20 protein-coding genes are annotated in these 22,127 nt (G+C 40.1%); 16 read left to right on the top strand and 4 right to left on the bottom strand.

What is annotated here, in order from left to right; all coding sequences use genetic code 11:
- Positions 1 to 116: 116 nt before the first annotated feature.
- The 5 genes from LT143_RS16140 to LT143_RS16120 all read left to right on the top strand — a co-directional run bounded on the left by LT143_RS16140 (position 117) and on the right by LT143_RS16120 (position 4,393).
- The gene (locus LT143_RS16140) at positions 117 to 599 is read left to right on the top strand and encodes a hypothetical protein (RefSeq protein ID WP_246944552.1); all 483 of its coding nucleotides are present in this window, start codon (positions 117 to 119) and stop codon (positions 597 to 599) included.
- A 389-nt stretch (positions 600 to 988) separates the two neighbouring features.
- Positions 989 to 2,299, top strand: a complete 1,311-nt coding sequence (locus tag LT143_RS16135) for an HD domain-containing protein (protein WP_246944551.1) — start codon at positions 989 to 991, stop codon at positions 2,297 to 2,299.
- A gap of 161 nt (positions 2,300 to 2,460) precedes the next feature.
- Entirely contained in the window at positions 2,461 to 2,964 is a 504-nt protein-coding gene (locus LT143_RS16130) for a YwgA family protein (RefSeq protein ID WP_246944550.1), read from the top strand.
- Positions 2,965 to 3,150: 186 nt separating this feature from the next.
- Positions 3,151 to 3,834, top strand: coding sequence for a site-2 protease family protein (locus LT143_RS16125; protein ID WP_246944548.1), 684 nt, complete (start codon positions 3,151 to 3,153; stop codon positions 3,832 to 3,834).
- 37 nt (positions 3,835 to 3,871) lie between these two features.
- Complete coding sequence (locus LT143_RS16120; RefSeq protein WP_246944547.1) at positions 3,872 to 4,393, top strand: YwhD family protein; 522 nt, start codon at positions 3,872 to 3,874, stop codon at positions 4,391 to 4,393.
- Positions 4,394 to 4,542: 149 nt separating this feature from the next.
- Here the strand turns inward: LT143_RS16120 and LT143_RS16115 are convergent, their stop codons facing one another.
- Positions 4,543 to 6,615 carry a transglycosylase domain-containing protein gene (locus LT143_RS16115; RefSeq protein WP_246944546.1) on the bottom strand — a complete coding sequence of 691 codons (2,073 nt, stop codon included), beginning with the start codon at positions 6,613 to 6,615 and terminating at the stop codon, positions 4,543 to 4,545.
- 421 nt (positions 6,616 to 7,036) lie between these two features.
- Here LT143_RS16115 and speE point away from each other — a divergent pair, with 421 nt between their 5' ends.
- The 3 genes from speE (at position 7,037) to LT143_RS16100 (ending at position 9,292) form a co-directional block, all read left to right on the top strand.
- Positions 7,037 to 7,864 carry a spermidine synthase gene (speE, locus tag LT143_RS16110; RefSeq protein WP_246944545.1) on the top strand — a complete coding sequence of 276 codons (828 nt, stop codon included), beginning with the start codon at positions 7,037 to 7,039 and terminating at the stop codon, positions 7,862 to 7,864.
- 23 nt (positions 7,865 to 7,887) lie between these two features.
- Positions 7,888 to 8,766, top strand: a complete 879-nt coding sequence (gene speB, locus LT143_RS16105; RefSeq protein ID WP_246944543.1) for an agmatinase — start codon at positions 7,888 to 7,890, stop codon at positions 8,764 to 8,766.
- 169 nt (positions 8,767 to 8,935) lie between these two features.
- Positions 8,936 to 9,292 (top strand): DUF4383 domain-containing protein, encoded by a 357-nt coding sequence (locus tag LT143_RS16100; RefSeq protein WP_246944541.1) that lies wholly within the window; start codon positions 8,936 to 8,938, stop codon positions 9,290 to 9,292.
- A gap of 71 nt (positions 9,293 to 9,363) precedes the next feature.
- Here the strand turns inward: LT143_RS16100 and LT143_RS16095 are convergent, their stop codons facing one another.
- A complete protein-coding gene (locus tag LT143_RS16095) occupies positions 9,364 to 10,083 on the bottom strand; it encodes a DUF421 domain-containing protein (RefSeq protein WP_246944539.1) in 720 nt (239 codons plus the stop codon).
- A gap of 164 nt (positions 10,084 to 10,247) precedes the next feature.
- Between LT143_RS16095 and LT143_RS16090 the strand changes: the two genes are divergently transcribed.
- From LT143_RS16090 to LT143_RS16080, 3 genes are read left to right on the top strand one after another with little or no spacing between them, the layout of a single operon-like run.
- Positions 10,248 to 10,682 (top strand): YwiB family protein, encoded by a 435-nt coding sequence (locus LT143_RS16090; protein ID WP_246944537.1) that lies wholly within the window; start codon positions 10,248 to 10,250, stop codon positions 10,680 to 10,682.
- 3 nt (positions 10,683 to 10,685) lie between these two features.
- Entirely contained in the window at positions 10,686 to 12,356 is a 1,671-nt protein-coding gene (argS, locus tag LT143_RS16085) for an arginine--tRNA ligase (RefSeq protein ID WP_246944534.1), read from the top strand.
- Between the two features lie 46 nt (positions 12,357 to 12,402).
- Positions 12,403 to 12,579: a XapX domain-containing protein gene (locus tag LT143_RS16080; RefSeq protein ID WP_246944531.1), complete on the top strand. Its 177-nt coding sequence runs from the start codon at positions 12,403 to 12,405 to the stop codon at positions 12,577 to 12,579.
- 181 nt (positions 12,580 to 12,760) lie between these two features.
- Here the strand turns inward: LT143_RS16080 and uvsE are convergent, their stop codons facing one another.
- Both uvsE and cls read right to left on the bottom strand, forming a co-directional pair.
- The gene (uvsE, locus tag LT143_RS16075) at positions 12,761 to 13,714 is read right to left on the bottom strand and encodes a UV DNA damage repair endonuclease UvsE (RefSeq protein WP_246944528.1); all 954 of its coding nucleotides are present in this window, start codon (positions 13,712 to 13,714) and stop codon (positions 12,761 to 12,763) included.
- A 13-nt stretch (positions 13,715 to 13,727) separates the two neighbouring features.
- Positions 13,728 to 14,921: a cardiolipin synthase gene (gene cls / locus LT143_RS16070; RefSeq protein ID WP_246944525.1), complete on the bottom strand. Its 1,194-nt coding sequence runs from the start codon at positions 14,919 to 14,921 to the stop codon at positions 13,728 to 13,730.
- Positions 14,922 to 15,119: 198 nt separating this feature from the next.
- On the opposite strand from cls, the gene LT143_RS16065 reads away from it, so the two are divergent.
- The 5 genes from LT143_RS16065 to LT143_RS16045 all read left to right on the top strand — a co-directional run bounded on the left by LT143_RS16065 (position 15,120) and on the right by LT143_RS16045 (position 22,080).
- Positions 15,120 to 17,234, top strand: coding sequence for a (Fe-S)-binding protein (locus tag LT143_RS16065; RefSeq protein WP_246944522.1), 2,115 nt, complete (start codon positions 15,120 to 15,122; stop codon positions 17,232 to 17,234).
- Positions 17,235 to 17,462: 228 nt separating this feature from the next.
- A complete protein-coding gene (locus LT143_RS16060; RefSeq protein WP_246944519.1) occupies positions 17,463 to 18,647 on the top strand; it encodes an acetyl-CoA C-acetyltransferase in 1,185 nt (394 codons plus the stop codon).
- Positions 18,648 to 18,791: 144 nt separating this feature from the next.
- The gene (locus LT143_RS16055) at positions 18,792 to 19,643 is read left to right on the top strand and encodes a 3-hydroxybutyryl-CoA dehydrogenase (RefSeq protein WP_246944560.1); all 852 of its coding nucleotides are present in this window, start codon (positions 18,792 to 18,794) and stop codon (positions 19,641 to 19,643) included.
- Between the two features lie 76 nt (positions 19,644 to 19,719).
- On the top strand, positions 19,720 to 20,853 hold the full coding sequence (locus LT143_RS16050) for an acyl-CoA dehydrogenase (protein ID WP_246944516.1): 1,134 nt from the start codon (positions 19,720 to 19,722) through the stop codon (positions 20,851 to 20,853).
- Positions 20,854 to 20,940: 87 nt separating this feature from the next.
- A complete protein-coding gene (locus LT143_RS16045; RefSeq protein WP_246944513.1) occupies positions 20,941 to 22,080 on the top strand; it encodes an acyl-CoA dehydrogenase in 1,140 nt (379 codons plus the stop codon).
- Positions 22,081 to 22,127 lie beyond the last annotated feature (47 nt).

Genomic DNA, 22,127 nt, shown 5'->3' with positions numbered 1-22,127 from the left:
ATGTAGATATGGAAGTTTTTTATTTTGGCTTTTTCTTTGTCAAGAGCCTTTGTAAAGTCCTATTAAGTATGTCATGACCAAATTAAGGTCAAGCTTATTAATGAGGTGAAGACATCATGATTAAAAGGATTCTATTACTTTTTTTACTAATGGAACTTGGGGTCATTGGTTGGTTTTTTAATCAAAGTCACCGAGTGGAGGAGGACATGACTCATGGTCAGCCTATTGAATTCCAGGAAGAGACGAATGATGAACCAGTGGCAACAAGTCAACTAATAGAGCAGGCAAAACAGCTGTTAGCCTTAACACCAGATGTTTTACATGAACTGCATCAGTTTGGACAAGTACAGGATGAAGTGATTGATTCAAACCTTTTACAAGAATTGGATCAGCTGCAATTAGAGACAGGTAGTTCACTTGATTTAAATGATCAAGGGTTTCAAGAAGTATTACAAGAACTGCTAGAGGACCCTTCTAATAATGAAAAGATTGAGGTTTTTTATCATTGGCTGAAGGACCGAGTTGCTGAGAATGAGGAGAAAATACTTGAAGTGATAAATAATGAGGACTCATTTCATGAGAAAAGAGTGTTAGAGTAGGTGGATATCTAATCTGTTTGAAACGCAACAAGTTTTAGAAACGAGCCCTCTTACAAAGATGGGTCTTTTTGGTATCTAAAAATTTTTTTATATTTTAATAAATCCAAGTGGCTGTTATGTTTGTTGGTTTTTTCGACGTTGATGTCAAATTTAAACAGAGTAAAATGTCAAAAGTCGGGTTTTTTTATCGAAAGAAAGAAGCTATAATAAAATTCATAGAAAAAATAGACATCGTTAGTTTTTACTTATAAAAAGATTTATTAGAATCGCTCAGGCGTGGGTCATAGATAGAGCTCCAGCACCCATTACTCGAGGAAAGAGCTTTTATTTGTTGGGGCATAGAGGTGCTTGCGCCTTATATTCTATACATTAAATTTGGGGGTAAAGGAATGTCATATCCCAACGGAAAACTAAGTGAAGAAAAAGTATTTAAAGATCCTGTGCATCGGTATATTCATGTGCGGGATAAATTAATTTGGGATCTCATTGGTACACCTGAATTTCAAAGACTTCGTCGCATTAGACAACTCGGAACAACTTACTTAACCTTCCATGGAGCAGAGCATAGCCGGTTTAATCACTCATTAGGTGTTTATGAAATTATCCGTCGTATTATTGACGATGTTTTTCAAGAAAGACCAGAATGGGATGATAACGAACGTCTATTAACCCTATGTGCAGCACTACTACACGATTTAGGACATGGGCCGTTTTCGCATGCTTTTGAAAAGGTCTTCCATTTAGATCATGAGGATTTTACAAGAGCTATCATTTTAGGAGATACACAAATTAATAAAATTTTGCTAAAAATGGGTGCTGATTTTCCTAAAAAGGTTGCGGAAGTGATTGCAAAAACGTATAAGAATAAGCTTGTTGTTAGTCTCATTTCAAGTCAGATTGACGCAGACCGCATGGATTATTTGCAACGCGACGCTTATTTTACAGGAGTTAGTTATGGTCATTTTGATATGGAGAGAATTCTGCGTGTCATGAGGCCAAGGGAAGACCAAGTTGTGTTTAAAAAGAGTGGAATGCACGCGGTTGAGGATTATATCATGAGTCGCTATCACATGTATTGGCAGGTTTATTTTCACCCCGTTTCAAGAAGTGCGGAAGTGATTTTAACGAAGATTTTACATCGTGCGAAGCAACTTTTTCAGGAAGGCTATCAATTTAAAACAGAACCGAAGCATTTTTATTCTTTATATAAAGAGGATGAGAAAATTACAGTTGCGGATTATCTAAAGTTGGATGAATCTATCATTTTATTCTATTTCCAAGCGTGGATGGAAGAAGAGGATGAAGTGTTGTCGGATTTATGTAACCGATTTGTACACCGTAATTTATTTCAATATGTAGAGTTTAATCCCCATTTACAAATGCAGCAGTGGTTAGAGCTGATTCAGCTTTTCAAAAAGGCTGGAATTGATCCGGATTATTACTTAGTTTTAGATTCCTCATCCGATCTTCCGTATGATTTTTATCGTCCTGGTGAAGAGGAAGAACGTCTACCGATTCATTTGCAAATGCCAAATGGTGAACTTCGTGAATTATCACGTGAATCTGAAATTGTAGAAGCCATTTCTGGTAAACGACGTACGGACCATAAACTATATTTTCCGCAGGATTTTATTGAAGACCTTTCAAGCAAGAAAAAGGTGAAGGAACAGATCTTAGAGATACTAAAGAAACCATATTAGAGCTTGTTCAAAATGGTTGACCGGAGCTAGGAAGCTTCTGAGTTCCGTTAAGTTAACGAAGAATTGGGTATTTTGAACATCCTCTACTAAAGAGAGAAACAAACATACGCGAGAGAATGTATGTTAGATAGATAAATGTCGGAGTAAGGAGTGTTGGTGGTTTGTTAAAGGATCATATCAAGGTAATGAAGGTTTTTGCTGAAGCAGGGGAAATTATCGGTCGAAAAAAGCTTCAAAAAATGGTATTCATCGGGAAAAAGCTTCAATTCCCTTTCTATGAGCGTTATGATTTCCATTTCTATGGACCCTATTCTGAAGAATTAACGCTACGAATCGAAGAGCTATGCAACCTTGGTTTCCTTCAGGAAATGAAAGAAAAAAAGGGTGGCTACTTCCAATATCGTTACTCTTTAACCGAAATTGGGGAGCAGTTCTTAAGTCAAAATGATTTTGAAATGCCTGCTCTAAACGGCTGTATGAAAGCCATGAACGACCAAAGCTCTCGCTTCTTAGAACTAGTGTCCACGGTCCTCTACTTCGAAGATCTAGAAAAAGAAGAAGTAAAAGAAAAAGTGTTCACCCTAAAGAGCAAGCAGCGCTACACAGAAGAAGAAGTCGAAGAAGCCTATCACTATATCGAAACCTTAAAAACAAAAGTTCATTAATAGATGTTGGGGGTCTGGTTCTATGCCGCGTTGTCGTGATGACGCATTAACGCATCGAGGGCCAGGCCCCCGATGCGTTAATGCGGTAAAGTGTTGGTTTGACATATTTCTACATAATGATTGATAGTCTTATTGTATAATAGGCACAGTTGATTTTTGAAAAGAGCTATGGAAAAGGGGACTTATATGGATTTTCTTCCGTTTATGAATTTGGATGTACAGACGATTATTTACTTTATTGTGACGTTATTGATTGCTTTTACGTTGCATGAGTTTGCGCATGCGTATGTGGCGTATAAGTTTGGTGATCCTACTGCGCAGAAGCAGGGGAGGTTAACCTTATCTCCTCTTAAGCATTTGGATCCGATTGGGGCGATTGCTCTGTTTATTTTAGGGTTTGGTTGGGCGAAGCCTGTGCCGGTTAATCGGTTTTTCTTTAAGAAACCGAGGTTGGCGGGGGTGTTGGTTTCCATTGCGGGACCACTTAGTAATGTGCTGTTAGCTTTGTTGGCATTGTTTATTTGGTTTGGGTTAATGAAGATCGGTGTCTATAATAGTATTCCGGATCATATAGAGGAGATTATATACGGGTTCTTTAATACATTTATCTCAATCAATATTGCGTTATTTGTGTTTAATTTACTTCCTTTTCCTCCGCTTGATGGGTATAGAATTATTGAGGATCTCGTACCACCCACCGTTCGAGCTAAACTGACTCAATATGAGCAGTACGGAATTATCGTTTTTCTAATTTTAGTCATTACACCTCTTGATCAATATACCATTACACCTATATTTAACACGGTCATTCCGTTTGTAGCAGATTCATTATCTGTATTTGTGCTCACTTTGTTGAATATGAACGGCTAATTTCGGTAAAATGAACTCATAGAGGAGGTCGACTTTAATGGATCAAGAAAAAAAGAAGAAATCGATTGGTTTTAATATAATAAAGAATGACCCTACTGATGGACATGGTGGTTTTGGTGCTGGCGGGGCACTAAGCCTTGAAAATATTTCACCAGTTTTTGTTGATCCTGAAGAGGGAGAAGCATTTGTTGACATCGGTGCGATGCATGCGAGAAGTGTCGTCGAAAAAGGAATTAAGTTTTTGCCAGATCGTGATAAAGTTCCATCTGGAAAACTATATTGGCTAGTGTGGGTAACAATTGAGCGTTTAGAAAGCGGACCTTATTATGCTGGCGTAACCGCATGTGAAATGACAGTGAACCGAGAAGCACGTAGAGGGTATAAATCACTGCCGGAGCATGTAAATAGAATGGATAAATCGTTGAAGCGTCAAATTATCGTCTCACATATGGACGATGCATCCAAACGAGTTCTAGCGGATTTTTTACAGAAACATGATAAAGGAATGTGGGATCGTTCTCTACCACAATTAAAAGAAGATTTAACAGTAGAAGCATAAAACGACAATTTTATGACATTTTGATGAACGTTTTCATTTTTTGTTGAGCTTTTGTATGAAAAAAAGTACACTTATTTTACAGTATTAACACACTGTAAAACTAGGACACAAAAAACCGAAGGAGACTCTACTCCTTCGGTTTTTTGCATTTATGGTGTAAACCAATTCATAATCTTCTTAAAAAATCCTGGCTTTTCCTTTTTTTCTTCCTCTAGAAGCACAGGTTCCTCTTCGTATTGATGAGGTAAATGATCCTGACAATATTCAGTCGGCTCGGTGCCCTTTGTATAATAAGTTAGTCTTACAACAGGGCAGGTCTCTGTAGCAAGCATACCGTTATCCGGATTTACATAAACACCGACTACACCAGAAGTAGGTTTAAAGGCATGAACAGGCTGATCCTTCAGTGCCTCTTCCATAATAGCTGCCCAAATCTCTTTTGAATAACTTTTTTCCGAAACTAAATCAATCGTGTAATCTCGGTCATAGCCAACCCAAACCCCTGTTACGAGCTTTGGAGAATAGCCAATCATCCAGCTATCTGTACTAGTCGTTCCTGATTTTCCAGCATAAATTCTTGTCAGCTGGTCACTAATTGTCCGGCCAGTTACTTTTGTATAATCATTTAATTTTTCATCGAACATGCCAGTCATCATATGAGTGGTGACAAATGCCGCATCTTTATCCAGTACCTGCTCTTTAGAACGTTCACTCTCGTATATGACCTCTCCGTGGTGATTCTCAATTTTCCTAATAAAGGTAGGTTTAATTCTTTTTCCACCATTAGCTAGAATTCCATAGGCATTCACCATGTCCGCCATTTTGACAGTAGAGGTACCTAATGCCAAGGAAGGGATGGAAGGCAGATTGCCTGTTATACCAAGTCGCTTACTAGTATCTACAAGGGCGTTAATTCCAAGAGACATATGAGTTTTGACCGCGAATACATTGTCAGATAGCGCGATCGCCTGAGCGAGCGTAATATTTTCATTCGCATAATAATCGTTGTAATTACTAGGTGAGTAAGTTCCTTCTCCATACTGAAAGGTTGTATACTCGCTTCGCAGTGTAGTTGAAGGGGTAAACCCTTGCTCTACCGCTGTATAGTATAAAAAGGGTTTAAACGTAGAGCCTGGCTGACGTTTTGCTTGAGTGGCACGGTTAAACTGACTTTTCGAGTAGTCTCTTCCCCCGATAAGTGCTTTCACTTCTCCTGTAGAAGGATGCTGAATCATAACTGCTGCCTGTATCTCAGAGGCGGGGTCAATGATTTGCTCCATTTTTTCCTCGGCAATGGCTTGAAGTTCAGGATCAAGGGTCGTGTAGATTTTTAATCCACCCATTTGAATGGCTTGATCAGTCAGGCTAGTAATTGACTTAAATTCCTCTTTAGCAGCATCCTGAAAATAAAGGGCAATATCCCGACTTTTCACATCAAACTTACCGTAAAGGGTTAACTCTTCTGCTAACACTAGCTCTTTCTGTTGCTCATTTAATAGTTGATTTTCCACCATGGAAGTTAGGATGACTCTTTGACGTTTCTTAGCATTTTCAGGGCGGTCAATCGGTGAATAATGACTTGGACCCTTTGGAATTCCTGCAAGCATGGACGCTTCATTTAGCGTTAAATCCTTCGCCGATTTGTTGAAATAATAGTTTGAGGCAGCCTCAATCCCATAAGCACCATGGCCGTAATAAATAGTGTTTAAGTACCCCTCGATAATTTGCTCTTTCGTATAATTCATCTCAATGCGAAGCGTGTATAGAGCTTCCGTGAACTTTCGCTTCCATGTTTTTTCATGCTCTAAAAATAGGTTCCTTGCATATTGCTGTGAAATCGTACTAGCACCCTGCACCTTGGCCATCGCCTTAATATCAGCTAACGCAGCCCCGGCAATACGAACATAATCAAAGCCTTGATGATCATAGAAACGCTTATCTTCAATGGAGATTGTTGCCTGAATAATATGAGGGGAAATCTCAGAAAGTGGCACCCAATATCGAGTCTGACCCTGATGGCTCTCTCCAATCACCGTACCATCTGCTCCATAATAAATCGTAGATTGTGGAACCGCTAAAGGCGGAGGTCCCTCCACCTTTGCATACAATAATAATCCTAGCATCCCGACAAAACCTAAGATTAATAGAAACATACCGATAAATACGAATGCTCTCACATATTTTAACGTTAACCGTAACCGCTTATTTGTAATGACCTCCACCTAAATCACCTGCCTACCGTATACCGTCTATAAAATAAAGTTCTAACAGAAAACGTAAAAGTTTAAGAAACAAAGACTCTAACAGTATTGAGAAAAAAAGCGGAGTTTAAACCTGAAATGCGAGATTTTATCACTTTAAAGCATCGGGGGCCAGGCCCCCGATGCGGTAATGCTTTACTGCGTTGATGAGCCATGCGAGGTGGTAGACCAATTGTAGGTGTAAGTATGGAGGGACGTTCACAAATTTTATACTTGCATTTTTAGTAGATTACTCTATACTTTGATTTGCTGAATATTTTTACAGCAATGGTTCACTTTACATAGAAGAGGATAAAGTTGGTTTTTATTCGACCCAAACGGGTACGATAACATAGTAGGATGTAGCTTTGTATAAGGCATATATTAGAAAGGTGTGACTGTTATGGGATTATGGTTTACAGAGAAGCAAACTGAGAATTTTGGAATTACGTTAAAGATTAAGCAAACCTTACATACGGAACAAACTGATTTCCAAAAGTTAGATATGGTAGAAACAGAAGAGTTTGGCAATATGTTATTACTTGATGGAATGGTTATGACATCTCAGAAGGATGAGTTTGTGTACCATGAGATGGTGGCGCACGTTCCTTTATTTACTCATCCAAATCCAGAGAATGTACTTGTTGTTGGTGGAGGAGACGGAGGCGTAATTCGTGAGGTGTTAAAGCACCCAAGTGTGAAGAAAGCGACTCTTGTTGATATTGATGGAAAAGTAATTGAATACTCTAAGAAGTACCTTCCTGAGATTGCAGGTAAGCTTGAGGACCCACGTGTAGACGTGAAGGTTGGCGACGGATTCATGCATATTGCGGAGAGTGAAAATGAGTATGACGTGATCATGGTTGACTCTACGGAGCCGGTTGGTCCAGCAGTAAATCTGTTTACAAAAGGTTTTTATGCGGGTATTTCAAAAGCGTTAAAAGAAGATGGAATTTTCGTAGCTCAATCGGACAACCCTTGGTTTACACCAGATTTAATTAGAAATGTACAACGAGATGTTCGTGAGATTTTCCCATTAACTCGTCTTTACATTGCGAATATCCCGACATATCCAAGTGGAATGTGGACATTCACAATGGGGTCTAAAAAATACGACCCGTTAGAAGTAGCAGAAGATCGTTTCCATGAAATTGATACAAAGTACTATACAAAAGAGTTACACAAAGCAGCCTTCGTATTACCGAAGTTTGTTAGTGATTTAACTAAGTAATCACTAAGAGGGAGGGTTTTTCCATGCGTTTTGATGAGGCCTATTCAGGTAATGTTTTTATAAAAAGTCACTCTAACTTTGAAGAAAGTAGTGTCGTTCTATACGGTATGCCAATGGACTGGACTGTTTCTTATCGTCCAGGGTCCCGTTTTGGTCCAGCTAGAATCCGTGAAGTATCAATCGGACTTGAAGAATATAGCGCATATTTAGACCGTGAGCTCGACGAACTAAACTACTTCGATGCTGGTGATATTCCACTTCCTTTTGGAAATCCTCAAAAGAGCTTAGATATGATTGAAGAATTTGTGGACAAGGTACTAGCTGAAGGAAAGTATCCACTTGGAATGGGTGGAGAGCATCTTGTATCATGGCCTGTCATTAAAGCCATGTACAAGAAATACCCGGACTTAGCTATTATTCACATGGACGCTCATACAGACCTTCGTGAAGACTATGAAGGAGAGCCACTTTCTCATTCTACGCCAATTCGTAAAGCAGCAGATCTAATTGGTCCAGAGAACGTCTTCTCTTTTGGTATTCGTTCTGGAATGAAAGAGGAGTTTCAGTGGGCAAAGCAGGTCGGTATGCATATTTCGAAATTTGAAGTACTTGAGCCATTGAAGGAAGTTCTGCCAAAACTTGCAGGTCGTCCAGTTTATGTAACAATTGATATTGATGTGCTAGATCCTGCACATGCACCAGGAACGGGAACGGTGGATGCAGGTGGAATTACATCAAAAGAACTGCTAGCTTCTATCCATGAAATTGCGCATTCTGACGTGAATGTCGTGGGATCTGACTTAGTAGAAGTTGCACCAATTTACGATCACTCTGAACAAACCGCCAATACAGCTAGCAAAATCATTCGTGAAATGCTATTAGGCTGGGCATTGAAAAAATAGACAGATTTTTAACACAGTAAAGCGGTGGGGGACAGGCCCCCACCGCTTTACTGTGTTAAAACATAAAATCCGAGGTGTTTCTGCCTCAGATTTTATTTCTTGTAATCAGTGATCCATTCTCTCTAAACCTTCGTTAGCTAATGGAAACGATTAAAAGGGAGAGGTTTATATGGCATCAAAATTTGCAAGAACGTTGGGTATCATTTTTATCGTATCAGGAATTGTAGGGTTCTTTCTTCCTCTTGAAGCAATTTTTCATCTAACCCCTGTGCATAATATCGTTCATTTACTATCCGGGGTCATAGGTGTTGCAGTTAGTGGAAGTGAGTCAAGAAGTGTTTGGTATGCCAAGGTGTTTGGATTCGTCTATTTACTCGTCGCGTTTTTAGGATTATTTACACATGAATTTGCTGGCATCATCTTCTTAATGGCGGATAATGTACTTCATTTCCTTATCGCTTTTGCTTCAATTTATGTAGGGTTCAATTCTGCTTCACAATCTAAAAATGTAAACGTAAATGTCTAGACAGAAAAAGGAAGCCTAGTGCAAGGCTTCCTTTTTATTTGGTTAACGTCACTAATCCTGTAAAACAGAGTTCAATGAAAAATCTGTGGAGTCGTAATGTCCTGTTGTTTTTCAGTAATCATTATATTATGTTCCCGGTTGATAGACGCAAAAAATACATCCTCAATGTCAGTAATTCCTTTTTGATTAAGTGCGTGATAGAGCCATGCTGTACTTAAAGAAAATTCGTCCAACACACTTTCATAAAGCTTTCCTTCCACAATGACAGGATAACCAATTGATATACTCGGATCTACTACCCCAAGGTCCTTCCGTGTAACAGGAGTATGAGCGGCCTTTTTCAAGACAGACAAATTCCCACTACCTTCAATGATCGCCAAATGTACTTCGCTAATATCAAAAACATCCTTCTCCCTCAGCATCAATAACAAATTATCTATGGAATATTGAATGCGATTAATGTTCCTAACCACAAACGCTCCATCTTGAATGACAACGACAGGTTCAAACGTAAGTCTCCGTCCAAACAATCGGTTATGAATCTTAAGCCTCGCCACAAGTTTCTGAAAGATAGCAATAATAACAATAGCGAAAGCAGTATGTAAATGTTCAATCTTTGGGTCCGCAATATCTGCCCCCACCACAGCCCCCAGTGTAATAATCGCTAAAAAATCAAATACCGGCAACTGCCCAATCGACCGTCTACCCATATATAGCGTCATAAACAAAACAAGGGGCAATATGGTAACAATTCTGCCAAAAACAATAGCCAATTCCTTTAACGTATCCATCAAAACATCCTCACCTCTATGTCATATTTTTCTACCAACTATGCAAGATTATTCGGGTGGTGACAGGCACCGCCCGAAATTTGTCGATTTTCCTTCACGCTGTTGAAAGTTTACTAAGATATCTATATACTTATAAAGTTATAATGGATAAAGGTGTGAGATGGTTGGGACAAGCGATAAAGATACCGGTTGAGATCTTGTTTTCTAGTGAAATAAAGGATCAAGATGAGAGAGCTCATGTATCATTCGAAACAACTGGACTATATTACATAAAAGAAGGTCAATACTATTTAATGTTTGAGGAAAGGCTGGAAGGGCAGGGGCCGGTTAAGACGACGGTTAGATGGAGCGAAAAAGAGGCCTGGATTAAAAGGTCTGGCTCTGTGAATATGCGGATTCCTTTTGAGCTTCATAAGAAAACAAAGGGGATTCATGAAACACCGGAGTTGAAATTTGAAGTAACGGCTCATACTGAAAAGCTTATACATACTTGGGATGAACAGAATCAAAGCGGGCAGTTTGGCTTGACTTATACGTTGAGGATGCAAGGGCAATTAGTTGGACTATATAAGCTTACGATAGATTTTAAGGAGGAATAAGTCATGAATGTTGTGGATCAAATAAAAGAACGTTTGAAGGAAGAAATTAAGGCCGCTGTGTTAAAGGCAGGATTAGCGACGGAAGAGCAAATTCCAGATGTAATCCTTGAGCTACCGAAAGAGAAGGCGCACGGTGACTATGCTACGAATATGGCGATGCAACTTGCGAGAGTCGCGAAAAAGGCACCTCGTGCGATCGCTGAAGACATCGTCAAAAACATTGATCAATCCAAAGGCTCTATTGAAAAAGTAGAGATTGCAGGACCTGGTTTTATTAATTTCTATATGAATAACCGCTACTTAGCGGATCTAATTCCTGCCATTTTAGAAGCAGGTGACAACTACGGTCAAACAACAGCAGGACAGAATCAGAAGATTAATGTCGAGTTTGTATCTGCCAATCCTACAGGTGATCTGCATCTTGGCCATGCACGTGGAGCAGCAGTAGGGGACTCTTTATGTAATATCCTTGAAAAAGCTGGGTATGACGTAACTAGAGAATACTATATCAATGATGCTGGTAACCAGATTCACAATCTTGCTATGTCGGTCGAAGCACGTTATTTCCAAGCGCTAGGTCAGGAAAAGGAAATGCCGGAAGATGGTTATCATGGCGCTGATATCATTGGAATCGGTCAAGAACTTGCCAATGAATTTGGTGACAAATACGCTAATGCAGGGGAAGAAGAACGTTATAAATTTTTCCGTGAGTATGGCTTAAAGTACGAGCTTGCTAAGCTTCAAAAAGACTTAGAAAACTTCCGTGTTCCATTTGATGTATGGTATTCAGAGACATCTCTTTACGAAAATGGAAAGATTGATGAGGCACTAAACACGCTTCGTGAAAAAGGAATGATTTTTGAACAAGACGGTGCTACTTGGTTACGTTCAACTGATTTTAAAGACGATAAAGACCGTGTGTTAATAAAAAATGATGGGTCATATACATATTTAACACCAGATATTGCTTATCATAAAGATAAGTTAGAAAGAGGACATGAAAAGCTAATTAATATTTGGGGAGCCGACCACCACGGCTATATTCCTCGTATGAAAGCGGCGATTCAATCCCTTGGTTATGATGAGAAAGCATTAGAAGTCGAAATCATTCAAATGGTTCAGTTATACCAAGACGGCGAAAAGGTGAAAATGTCAAAACGTACGGGGAAAGCTGTTACCCTTCGCGAGCTAATGGATGAAGTAGGAGTAGACGCGATGCGTTACTTCTTTGCGATGAGAAGTGCTGACTCACACATGGATTTCGATATGGATTTAGCTGTTTCAAAATCCAATGAAAATCCTGTTTACTATGCACAATATGCGCATGCGAGAATTTGCAGTATTTTACGTCAAGGTGAAGAAATGAATCTACAAGCAGCTGGAGATTTAAACCTTGATTTAGTTCAGTCTGAAAAAGAAATTGAGCTCTTAAAGAAGCTGGGCGAGTTCCCGGCTGCCGTTACAGAAGCAGCTGAAAAAAGAATGCCTCACCGTATCACCAATTATGTATTTGAACTAGCATCTACTCTTCACAGTTTCTATAACGCTGAAAAAGTTCTAGATGCGGAAAAGCTGGAGTTAAGTCGAGTACGTTTTGCTTTAATGAAGACGGTTCAAATTACGTTGAAAAATGCTTTACTATTACTTGGCGTTTCTGCTCCAGAGAAAATGTAGTCCTAAATAGAGACAGGCGGTACAAAGAAAGGATGTCATCTTATCTATGAAGGAAGTTATTCTAGCATTAGGTACAGGGGTCATTGTTGGTTTTTTATTCGCACTATTGAAGCTTCCCATTCCAGCGCCACCTGCTTTAGCAGGTGTAACAGGAATTGTGGGTGTGTATTTAGGATATAAGTTATTTATGTGGCTAGGCCCATTATTGCCTTGGGTAAAATAAAGGCTCTTTTCTAGAACTTTGTTGCTTTTTGATTAAACTGATTTTTTAAAGCTTAGAAAAGAGCGACTCTCTAAATTTAAAGCAGGGATTTTGTCTTAACATGTTTTACGAAAGCAACAATCTAGACGAAAACAGCCAAAATAAAAAAGAATCCTTCTCCTGCTTGGGAGAAGGATTCTTTTTACCATTCAACAGCCCCGCCACTAATACGCTTTACACCACGAATCTTCGAAACATCTTCAACAAGTGCAAGCAGTGCCCGGTCTTTTTCCTTCGCCTCGATCATAATATCAAAATCCTCACCCATTGATTTAGCTAATGTAAGGAAAGGCATAATGAATTCAAGGCTCACGTTGTCAGCATGATGCCTAAACTGCTTTTCTGATTTAGGTGATGAGATATGAACCTTTGGAATCAGTCCGAAGTCTTTCCACGTGTCATAAACTTTTGGAAGAAGGTCTTCAAGAGATTCTTCTCCTTCATTCGCCATATGGTGATGATAATCAAACAAAAGAGGTACCTCATGCTTTTGACAGACATGTAAAGTTTCAGCAGTTGTATAGGTTTTATCATCATTTTCTAATGTCATTCTTTTCTTTATATGACGCGGGAGAAGCTTAATATTCTCGTCAAACCGCTTCAAAGCTTCCTCTTTGTTCCCATACGCCCCACCAACATGAATATTAATTAAGCAACGATCCTCTACACCCATTGCCTTAAACATATTATAGTGATATTTCATATCTTCTACAGCATTCAAGGTCACCTGTTCCCGGTCACTTGTAAAAAGCGTGAACTGATTAGGATGAAGACTAACTCGCAAGTGGTATTGCTTCACCAGCTCTCCTAATTCCTCAAAATCTTCTTTCAAATCTTTCATATAATTCCACTTCACCTCTGGGTGTGTAGCAAGAGGAACGATGGACGAAGACATTCGATAAAGTTCGATTTCATGAGAAATGTTATAAAGCAGTGCACGCTTCGTATTGCGTATATTTTGCTTGGCAACCTCAATAAGCCTCGTTTTTCTTTCACCTTTTTTTAACTTCTTCCAGTTGGTAAACGTGATAGTTTTAGAAGGTGAGCTATCATATAAAGAAAGGGCAGTCGATACATACCCAAACCGAATTCGCACAACTCATGCCCCCTTATAATAATCCCGAAACAAGTGTAGAAAAGGCTTCTTTTCCTCGTTGAAGGAAAGAACGGTTATCCAGAAATTCCAGCGTCACTTCTTCCGAGAATTCAATATCGTGCAATAGCTTTTGTTTGACGTCTTTCACAAATTCAGTGTCGTATATAAAACAATTGATTTCATGATTTAAATAAAGACTGCGTTTATCAAAATTAGCCGTTCCGATATCGCAAACTTCTTCGTCGACCACGATAATTTTTGCATGAAAAAAACCAGCATAATACCGATATACTTTGCAGCCTGCTTGCAGTAACGGTTTAAAATAAGGAAATGCAGCTTCTCTGACTAAAGGGTGATCGGCCTTTAAAGGAACAATGATATTTACATGAACCCCTCGTTTAGAAGCATTTAGAACTTCCTGAAATAAGGCAGGACTAGGAATAAAATAAGGCGTTCCAATTGTAATTTCGCTTTTTGCCTGTTTAATCAGGTCGATAAAAATTTGCTCTAGATAAACAGCATTGGTAGGCACAATTTTATGAAGAAGTTTCCCAGCAAGTGGGCTTGGATAGTAGGAAGAGTTGGTCGGAATCACATCATTAGTGGCATCATCCCAGTCATAAATGAACTGCTTTTGAAGGTCTTGTACCCCTTCTCCTTCGATTCTTAAATGATAGTCTCGCCATTCACCGAGCTTTGGATCTAATCCAATATACTCTTTGCCAATGTTGAACCCGCCTAAATACCCGATTTTCCCATCAATTACGGTGATCTTACGATGATTTCGCTCATTAATTGAATAAAATAAAAAGGGTAGTTTCGGTATGTGACAAAAAGAAAAAAGAACTCCATTCTCTTTTAGGTCCTTTTTTTGCTTCTTCGTAATATTTTTGCTTCCAATTCTATCTAATAAAAGCCTCACTTCGACTCCTTCCTGCGCTTTTTTCATAAGTAAGTCGAGAAAACGCTGACTGACATAATCATTCTTAACAATATAGAAAAGGATGTGAATATGATGATTCGCTTCACTAATTTTTTTGTAAAGATCATCATATAACTCCTGCCCTTTTGTAAATAAAGTAAGATTGCTTTTTCTAAGAGGAAATTCTGGCTTACTTACTCTTTTTATATGATAAAAACGGCCAAGCCTGTAATCAATCGCAACCCATAATAATATAATGAAAATAGCGAGCAGGATAAGTTCCATTACTATGCCCTCCCTAGTCATATGAGTAATGAACGCTGAATGTTAGTTTCACCTAAAGTAAAGAATTGATTCATTTACAAATAAAAGCATATTGACTGAATGCTCATTCATATTATAATAGAGATAAGAGTTTAGTAGTCTGAAAATTAATACGCTTCTGGCAATGACTAAGAATAAGACAGAGAAAGGGGTCATCCTATGAGTGGACTATTGTGGGTAAATTTAATTGCTTTCCTTGCTGTAACCGCTTACGCTGTACACTTGTTTGTTTATTTAATTCGGACACGCCTAGCCTACATTAAATTAGGTAGAAAAGTGGAGTTCGATGGAAAGTTTAAAGAACGTATGGAAAAAATCTGGGTCAATGTATTTGGGCAGAAAAAGCTTTTAAAGGATAAGAAAAGTGGAATTATACATGTGATGTTCTTTTACGGATTTATCCTTGTCCAATTTGGAGCGATTGATTTCATTGTGAAGGGAATATCACCAGGTTCACATTTACCGTTAGGGCCATTGTATCCTGCATTCACTTTCTTCCAAGAGATTGTAACGTTCATGATTTTAGTAGCAGTTGTATGGGCATTTCACCGTCGTTATGTGGAAAAGCTTGTTCGATTAAAGCGAGGCTTTAAATCAGGCTTAGTCCTTCTTTTTATCGGTGGACTAATGATTTCTGTTCTTTTAGGAAATGGAATGGGACTTGTCTGGCATGAACATGATCTAACATGGAGTGAGCCAATTGCTTCAGGATTTGCCTTTTTATTAGGTGGAATTGGAAAAACAGCATCGATAGTTGTGTTTTATATTGCATGGTGGATTCACCTTTTATTCTTACTAACTTTCTTGGTGTATGTACCACAATCCAAGCACGCTCATTTAATCGCAGGACCTGCTAACGTATTTTTTAACCGCTTATCAAAACCAGGTAAGCTTGAGAAAATTGATTTTGAAGATGAAACGAAGGAATCATTTGGAGTTGGGAAAATTGAAGAATTTACTCAATCACAATTAATTGATTTATATGCCTGTGTGGAATGTGGACGCTGTACAAATATGTGTCCGGCAACTGGTACGGGAAAAATGCTTTCACCAATGGATTTAATTTTAAAATTACGTGACCATTTAACGAATACAGGTGCTGTGGTGACACAAAAATCACCTTGGGTACCTGCAGTAGCATTCTCGAATACGCAAGGTAACCAATTAGCTATGATGGCTTCTGGTAAAGGGGTAGAAGAGTCTGCAAGTGCGCTTGATATGTATAGCCCGAGCCTGATCGGTGAGGTCATTACAGAAGAAGAGATTTGGGCCTGTACGACCTGTCGTAACTGTGAAGATCAATGTCCAGTTATGAACGAGCATGTTGATAAGATTATTGACCTTCGTCGTTATTTAGTATTAACAGAAGGGAAAATGGATGCAGATGCTCAGCGTGCAATGACGAACATTGAACGTCAGGGTAACCCATGGGGCTTAAATCGCAAAGAGCGTGAAGATTGGAGAGACGCTCGTGAAGATGTAGTCATTCCAACTGTGAAAGAACTAAGTAAGCAAGGTGAAGAGTTCGAATACTTATTCTGGGTTGGATCGATGGGTTCATACGATAACCGTAGTCAAAAAATCGCGCTATCTTTTGCAAAGCTTTTAAATGAAGCGGGTGTGAAGTTTGCGATTTTAGGAAATAAGGAAAAGAACTCTGGAGATACGCCTCGCCGTTTAGGAAATGAATTTTTATTCCAAGAACTTGCGACGAAAAATATTGAAGAGTTTGATAAAAATGAAGTTAAAAAGATTGTCACAATCGATCCTCATGCTTATAATATCTTTAAGAACGAGTATCCAGATTTTGGATTACAAGCAGAGGTGTATCACCATACTGAGCTATTAGCACAGCTTGTAAAAGAGGGACGTTTAAAGCCGCAGTATGAGGTGAACGAAACAATCACGTTCCATGATTCTTGTTACTTAGGGCGTTACAACGAAGTATATGATCCGCCTCGTGAAATCTTAAAGTCCATTCCAGGGGTGAAGCTAGTGGAAATGGAGCGTAACCGTGAAACGGGTATGTGCTGTGGAGCTGGTGGAGGCTTAATGTGGATGGAAGAGCATTCAGGAACGCGTATTAACGTAGCCCGTACAGAGCAAGCATTAGCTGTAAATCCTTCCGTCATTAGTAGTGGATGTCCATACTGCTTAACGATGATCAGTGATGGAACAAAAGCGAAGGAAGTAGAAGAAACCGTTCAGACTCTTGATGTTGTTGAGATTTTAGAGAAGGCTGTAGTCGGTGAAGTGAAGGAATTAGCTTCTTAAATTTTAGTCTAAGTCTAGCAATCTAGGAATATATATAAGAGGTGTACGATCTGCGTACACCCCTTTTTTGGGAAATGCCTGAGCGAGCGTTCAGTCGACTTAAATAGTTCTGGGTAGATAGGATATGACTTTTTTGTTTTAGTAGTTTGTGTAAGCGTTTACCGTTGTTTTGGGAGAAACTGGTGTCTCAAAATAAATTCTATAGAAAAGTTAAATGGGGGAGAGCAAATGGGGAGAACAGTCATTCTAAGTGGAGTACGTACACCTTTTGGAAAATTTGGTGGCGGTCTTAGTTCATTTTCTGCAGCAGAACTGGGTGGTTTTGTTGTAAAGGAAGCATTGAATCGAGCAAACGTTAATCTAGAAGACGTACAGGAAGTGATTTTAGGATCTGTATTACAAGGCGGACAAGGTCAGCTTCCTTCCCGACAGGCATCTAGACACGCCGGCTTACCTTGGAATGTAAAAACAGAAACGATTAATAAAGTGTGCGCTTCTGGCATGCGTAGTGTGACGTTAGCAGATCAGATGATTCGAGTAGGCGATGAAGAAGTCATCGTTGCTGGAGGGATGGAGTCGATGAGCAATGCTCCGTATATCCTACCGAAAGCTCGTTTTGGGCTTCGCATGGGAGATGCCGCTGTGACGGATCTAATGGTCTATGACGGATTAACCTGTTCGTTTGAAGGTGTACACATGGGTGAATACGGAAATGGTGTAGCGAAGGAAATGGAGCTTTCTCGTGAAGACCAAGATGCATGGGCCTATCAAAGTCATCAGCGCGCTTTACTGGCAATCGAATCTGGAAAATTGGCAGAAGAAATTGTTCCAGTAACGGTACCCGTTCGAAAGGGAGAGCCTTTGGAAATTAACAAGGACGAAGCTCCAAGAAAAGAAACTTCATTGGAAGCTCTAGGTAAACTCAAGCCAGTGTTCGGTACAGAAGGTACCATTACCGCTGGAAACGCACCAGGAATCAATGACGGAGCAGCAGCACTTGTCTTAATGAGTGAAGAAAGGGCCGAACGTGAAGGTAGAACTCCACTCGCAACCATACTAGGTCATACGGCAATAGCAGTGGAAGCAAAGGACTTCCCTAAAACACCAGGTCTTGTCATTAACGAACTGTTAAAGAAAACAGGCAAGACGCTCGAGGAAATTAACCTGTTCGAAGTCAACGAAGCCTTCGCAGCAGTAGCTCTTGCAAGCAAAGAAATCGCAAGCTTAGACCCAGCCAAAGTTAACGTCAACGGAGGTGCTGTCGCCCTAGGACACCCAATCGGTGCAAGTGGTGCAAGAATCATCATCACCCTCGCCCACGAACTGAAAAGAAGAGGCGGCGGCATCGGCATCGCCTCCATCTGCAGCGGCGGAGGCCAAGGCGACGCAATCATGATCGAAGTAGCAAAGTAACGCGGTAAAGCATCGGGGGCCTGTCCCCCGGCACGGTAATGCGTTAAAGGGATGGGGGTCTGTCCCCCAACACGTTAATAGGCTAAAGCAAATGCGCATATATGATATAAAGTTATTCATTTACATAAGGAGGCGTAGAAAATGATGAACGTTCAAAGAATCATGGTAATAGGTGCAGGACAGATGGGATCAGGAATTGCACAAGTTTGTGCGATGGCTGGTTATGACGTCATTCTACATGACCTGAAAATAGATTTTGTAGAGAAGGGACTTGGTGTCATCCAGAAAAACCTTACTCGCCAAGTGGAGAAGGGTAGATTAACCGAGGATGAAAAAGGTTCAATCGTAGATCGCATTAGTAGTTCAACGGATCTGACTAATGCTCGAAACGTTGATTTAGTAATTGAGGCAGCTGTGGAAAACATGGAAATCAAAACAAAGCTGTTTGCTGAGCTAGATCAATTGGCACCTCAGCATGCAATCTTGGCTACTAATACCTCCTCCTTACCGATTACAGAAATCGCCGCAGCAACGAACAGACCTGAACAGGTTATTGGCATGCATTTTATGAACCCTGTACCTGTCATGAAGTTAGTAGAAATAATTAGAGGGCTGGCTACTGCAAACGAAGTTTATGAAGCCATTGAAGAAATCACAAAAAAACTAAATAAAGTACCAGTTGAAGTGAATGACTTCCCTGGTTTTGTTTCAAATAGAATTCTCATGCCGATGATTAATGAAGCAATATATACCCTTTATGAAGGCGTGGCATCAGTAGAAGCCATTGATGAAGTCATGAAGCTTGGTATGAATCATCCAATGGGCCCACTTACATTAGCGGACTTTATTGGTCTAGATACTTGCTTATACATTATGGAGACACTTCACGATGGATTTGGTGATGACAAATACAGACCATGTCCACTTCTACGTAAATACGTAAAAGCCGGTTGGTTAGGAAAGAAGACGGGAAGAGGTTTCTACACGTACGAATAAATTAACTGCTTTAACACTTTAATGGAGTGGGGGCCAGGCCCCCGTTACGGTAGTGTCCTAAAGGGAGGCGTGCAACATGAATTTACTTTTCACTGAAGAGCAAGAAATGATGAGGAAGATGGTACGGGATTTTGCAGAAGGAGAGATTGCTCCTTATGTAGAAAGGATGGAAGCTGGTGAGTTTCCACGTCCCGTTTTAAAGAAGATGGGTGAGCTTGGATTGATGGCAATCCCGGTGCCTGAGAAGTATGGAGGAGCAGAGATGGATTTTATTTCATATATCTTAGCCATCCACGAAATTTCTAAGGTTAGTGCTACCGTGGGAGTTATTCTATCAGTTCACACCTCAGTGGGAACGAATCCAATTTTATATTTCGGTTCCGAAGAACAAAAGCAGAAATATGTACCTAAGCTTGCTTCAGGTGAATATTTGGGTGCATTTGCTTTAACGGAGCCAAGCTCAGGATCGGACGCAGCGAGTTTAAAGACTAGAGCCATAAAAGAGGGGGATAACTATATCCTTAATGGTTCAAAAGTGTTCATTACAAACGGAGGAGAAGCGGATACGTATATCGTGTTTGCTAGAACCAACCCTGAAATTCCAGGAAGTAAAGGAGTTTCTGCCTTTATAGTAGAAAAGGACACACCTGGTCTATTAATTGGTAAAGATGAACATAAAATGGGGCTCCATGGATCACGAACAGTTGAATTAATCTTTGAAAACGCGAAGGTGCCAAAAGGTAATCTCCTTGGTCAAGAGGGAGAAGGATTTAAAGTTGCAATGGCTAACCTTGATGTAGGGAGAATTGGTATAGCAGCCCAGGCACTAGGTATCGCAGAAGCGGCTTTAGAGCATGCCACTGAATATGCGAAGCAGAGAAAGCAGTTTGGGAAACCAATTATTGAACAACAAGGGATTGCCTTCAAGCTTGCAGATATGGCGACAAGTGTGGAAGCTGCCAAACTACTAATCTACCGAGCTGCAGAGCTACGAATGCAAGGGAAGTCATGCACAATGGAATCTTCCATGGCAAAACTCTTTGCTTCAAGAGCAGCGGTAGAAGTAACGACTGAGGCCATTCAAGTATTCGGTGGTTATGGTTACACAAAAGATTATCCAGTTGAACGTTTCTTCCGAGATGCGAAAATCTGTGAGATTTATGAAGGAACAAGTGAGATACAACGGATTGTTATAAGTAAAAATCTATAGAACACTGTGACGTATTAACGCAGTGGGGGCCTGGCCCCCGGTGCTTTAAAGTGATAAAGAACTACTAACTCAAGGAGGAGAAACAATATGCAATTTAGACTTACAGAAGAGCATGAAATGATTAGAAAGATGGTTCGTGATTTTGCGAAGAATGAGGTGGCTCCGACTGCTGCTGAGCGTGATGAGGAGGAGCGATTTGATCGCGAGATTTTTGATAAGATGGCGGAGCTTGGGTTAACTGGGATTCCTTGGCCAGAGCAGTACGGTGGAATTGGCAGTGATTATTTAGCGTATGTGATTGCTGTGGAAGAGTTATCGCGTGTGTGTGCGTCTACTGGGGTGACGTTGTCGGCACATACTTCATTGGCTGGTTGGCCGTTGTTTAAGTTTGGTACGGAGGAGCAGAAGCAAAAGTATCTTCGTCCTATGGCTGAAGGAGCGTCTATTGGGGCTTATGGTTTAACGGAGCCTTCTTCTGGATCGGATGCGGGTGGCATGAGAACGTATGCCAAAAAAGATGGAGACGATTATATTATTAACGGCTCTAAGATCTTTATCACAAACGGTGGAGTAGCTGATTTCTACGTGGTGTTTGCCGTGACTAACCCTGAGCAAGGAACTCGTGGAACGACTGCATTTATCGTGGAGAAAGATTTCCCAGGTTTCTCGGTTGGGAAAAAGGAAGCTAAACTAGGAATTCGTTCATCTCCTACTACGGAGATCATTTTTGAGGATTGTCGTGTACCAGCTGAAAACATCCTTGGTGAAGTAGGTCAAGGATTTAAGGTGGCGATGATGACGCTTGATGGTGGCCGTAACGGTATTGCAGCTCAAGCTGTTGGGATTGCCCAAGGTGCACTCGATGCAGCAGTAGAATACGCAAAAGAGCGTAAGCAATTTGGTAAGCCAATAATTGAACAACAAGGTATTGCTTTTAAGCTTGCGGATATGGCTACAAGCATTGAAGCGGCAAGACTATTAACCTATCAAGCTGCTTGGCTAGAATCACAAGGACTTCCTTACGGGAAAGAATCTGCTATGTCTAAGCTATTCGCTGGAGATACAGCGATGAAGGTAACGACAGAAGCCGTTCAAGTATTCGGAGGCTATGGCTATACAAAGGATTATCCGGTTGAACGTTTTATGCGTGATGCTAAAATTACGCAAATTTACGAAGGAACACAAGAAATTCAACGTCTCGTTATTTCAAGAATGCTCGCAAAATAATAACGAGAATCTTTTAAAAACAACTAAACACAATGAACTCTAGTACA

Source organism: Bacillus pinisoli (assembly GCF_023036475.1).
GTDB lineage: Bacteria > Bacillota > Bacilli > Bacillales > SA4 > Bacillus_BS > Bacillus_BS pinisoli.
This window is presented reverse-complemented; position numbering and strand designations above follow the sequence as displayed.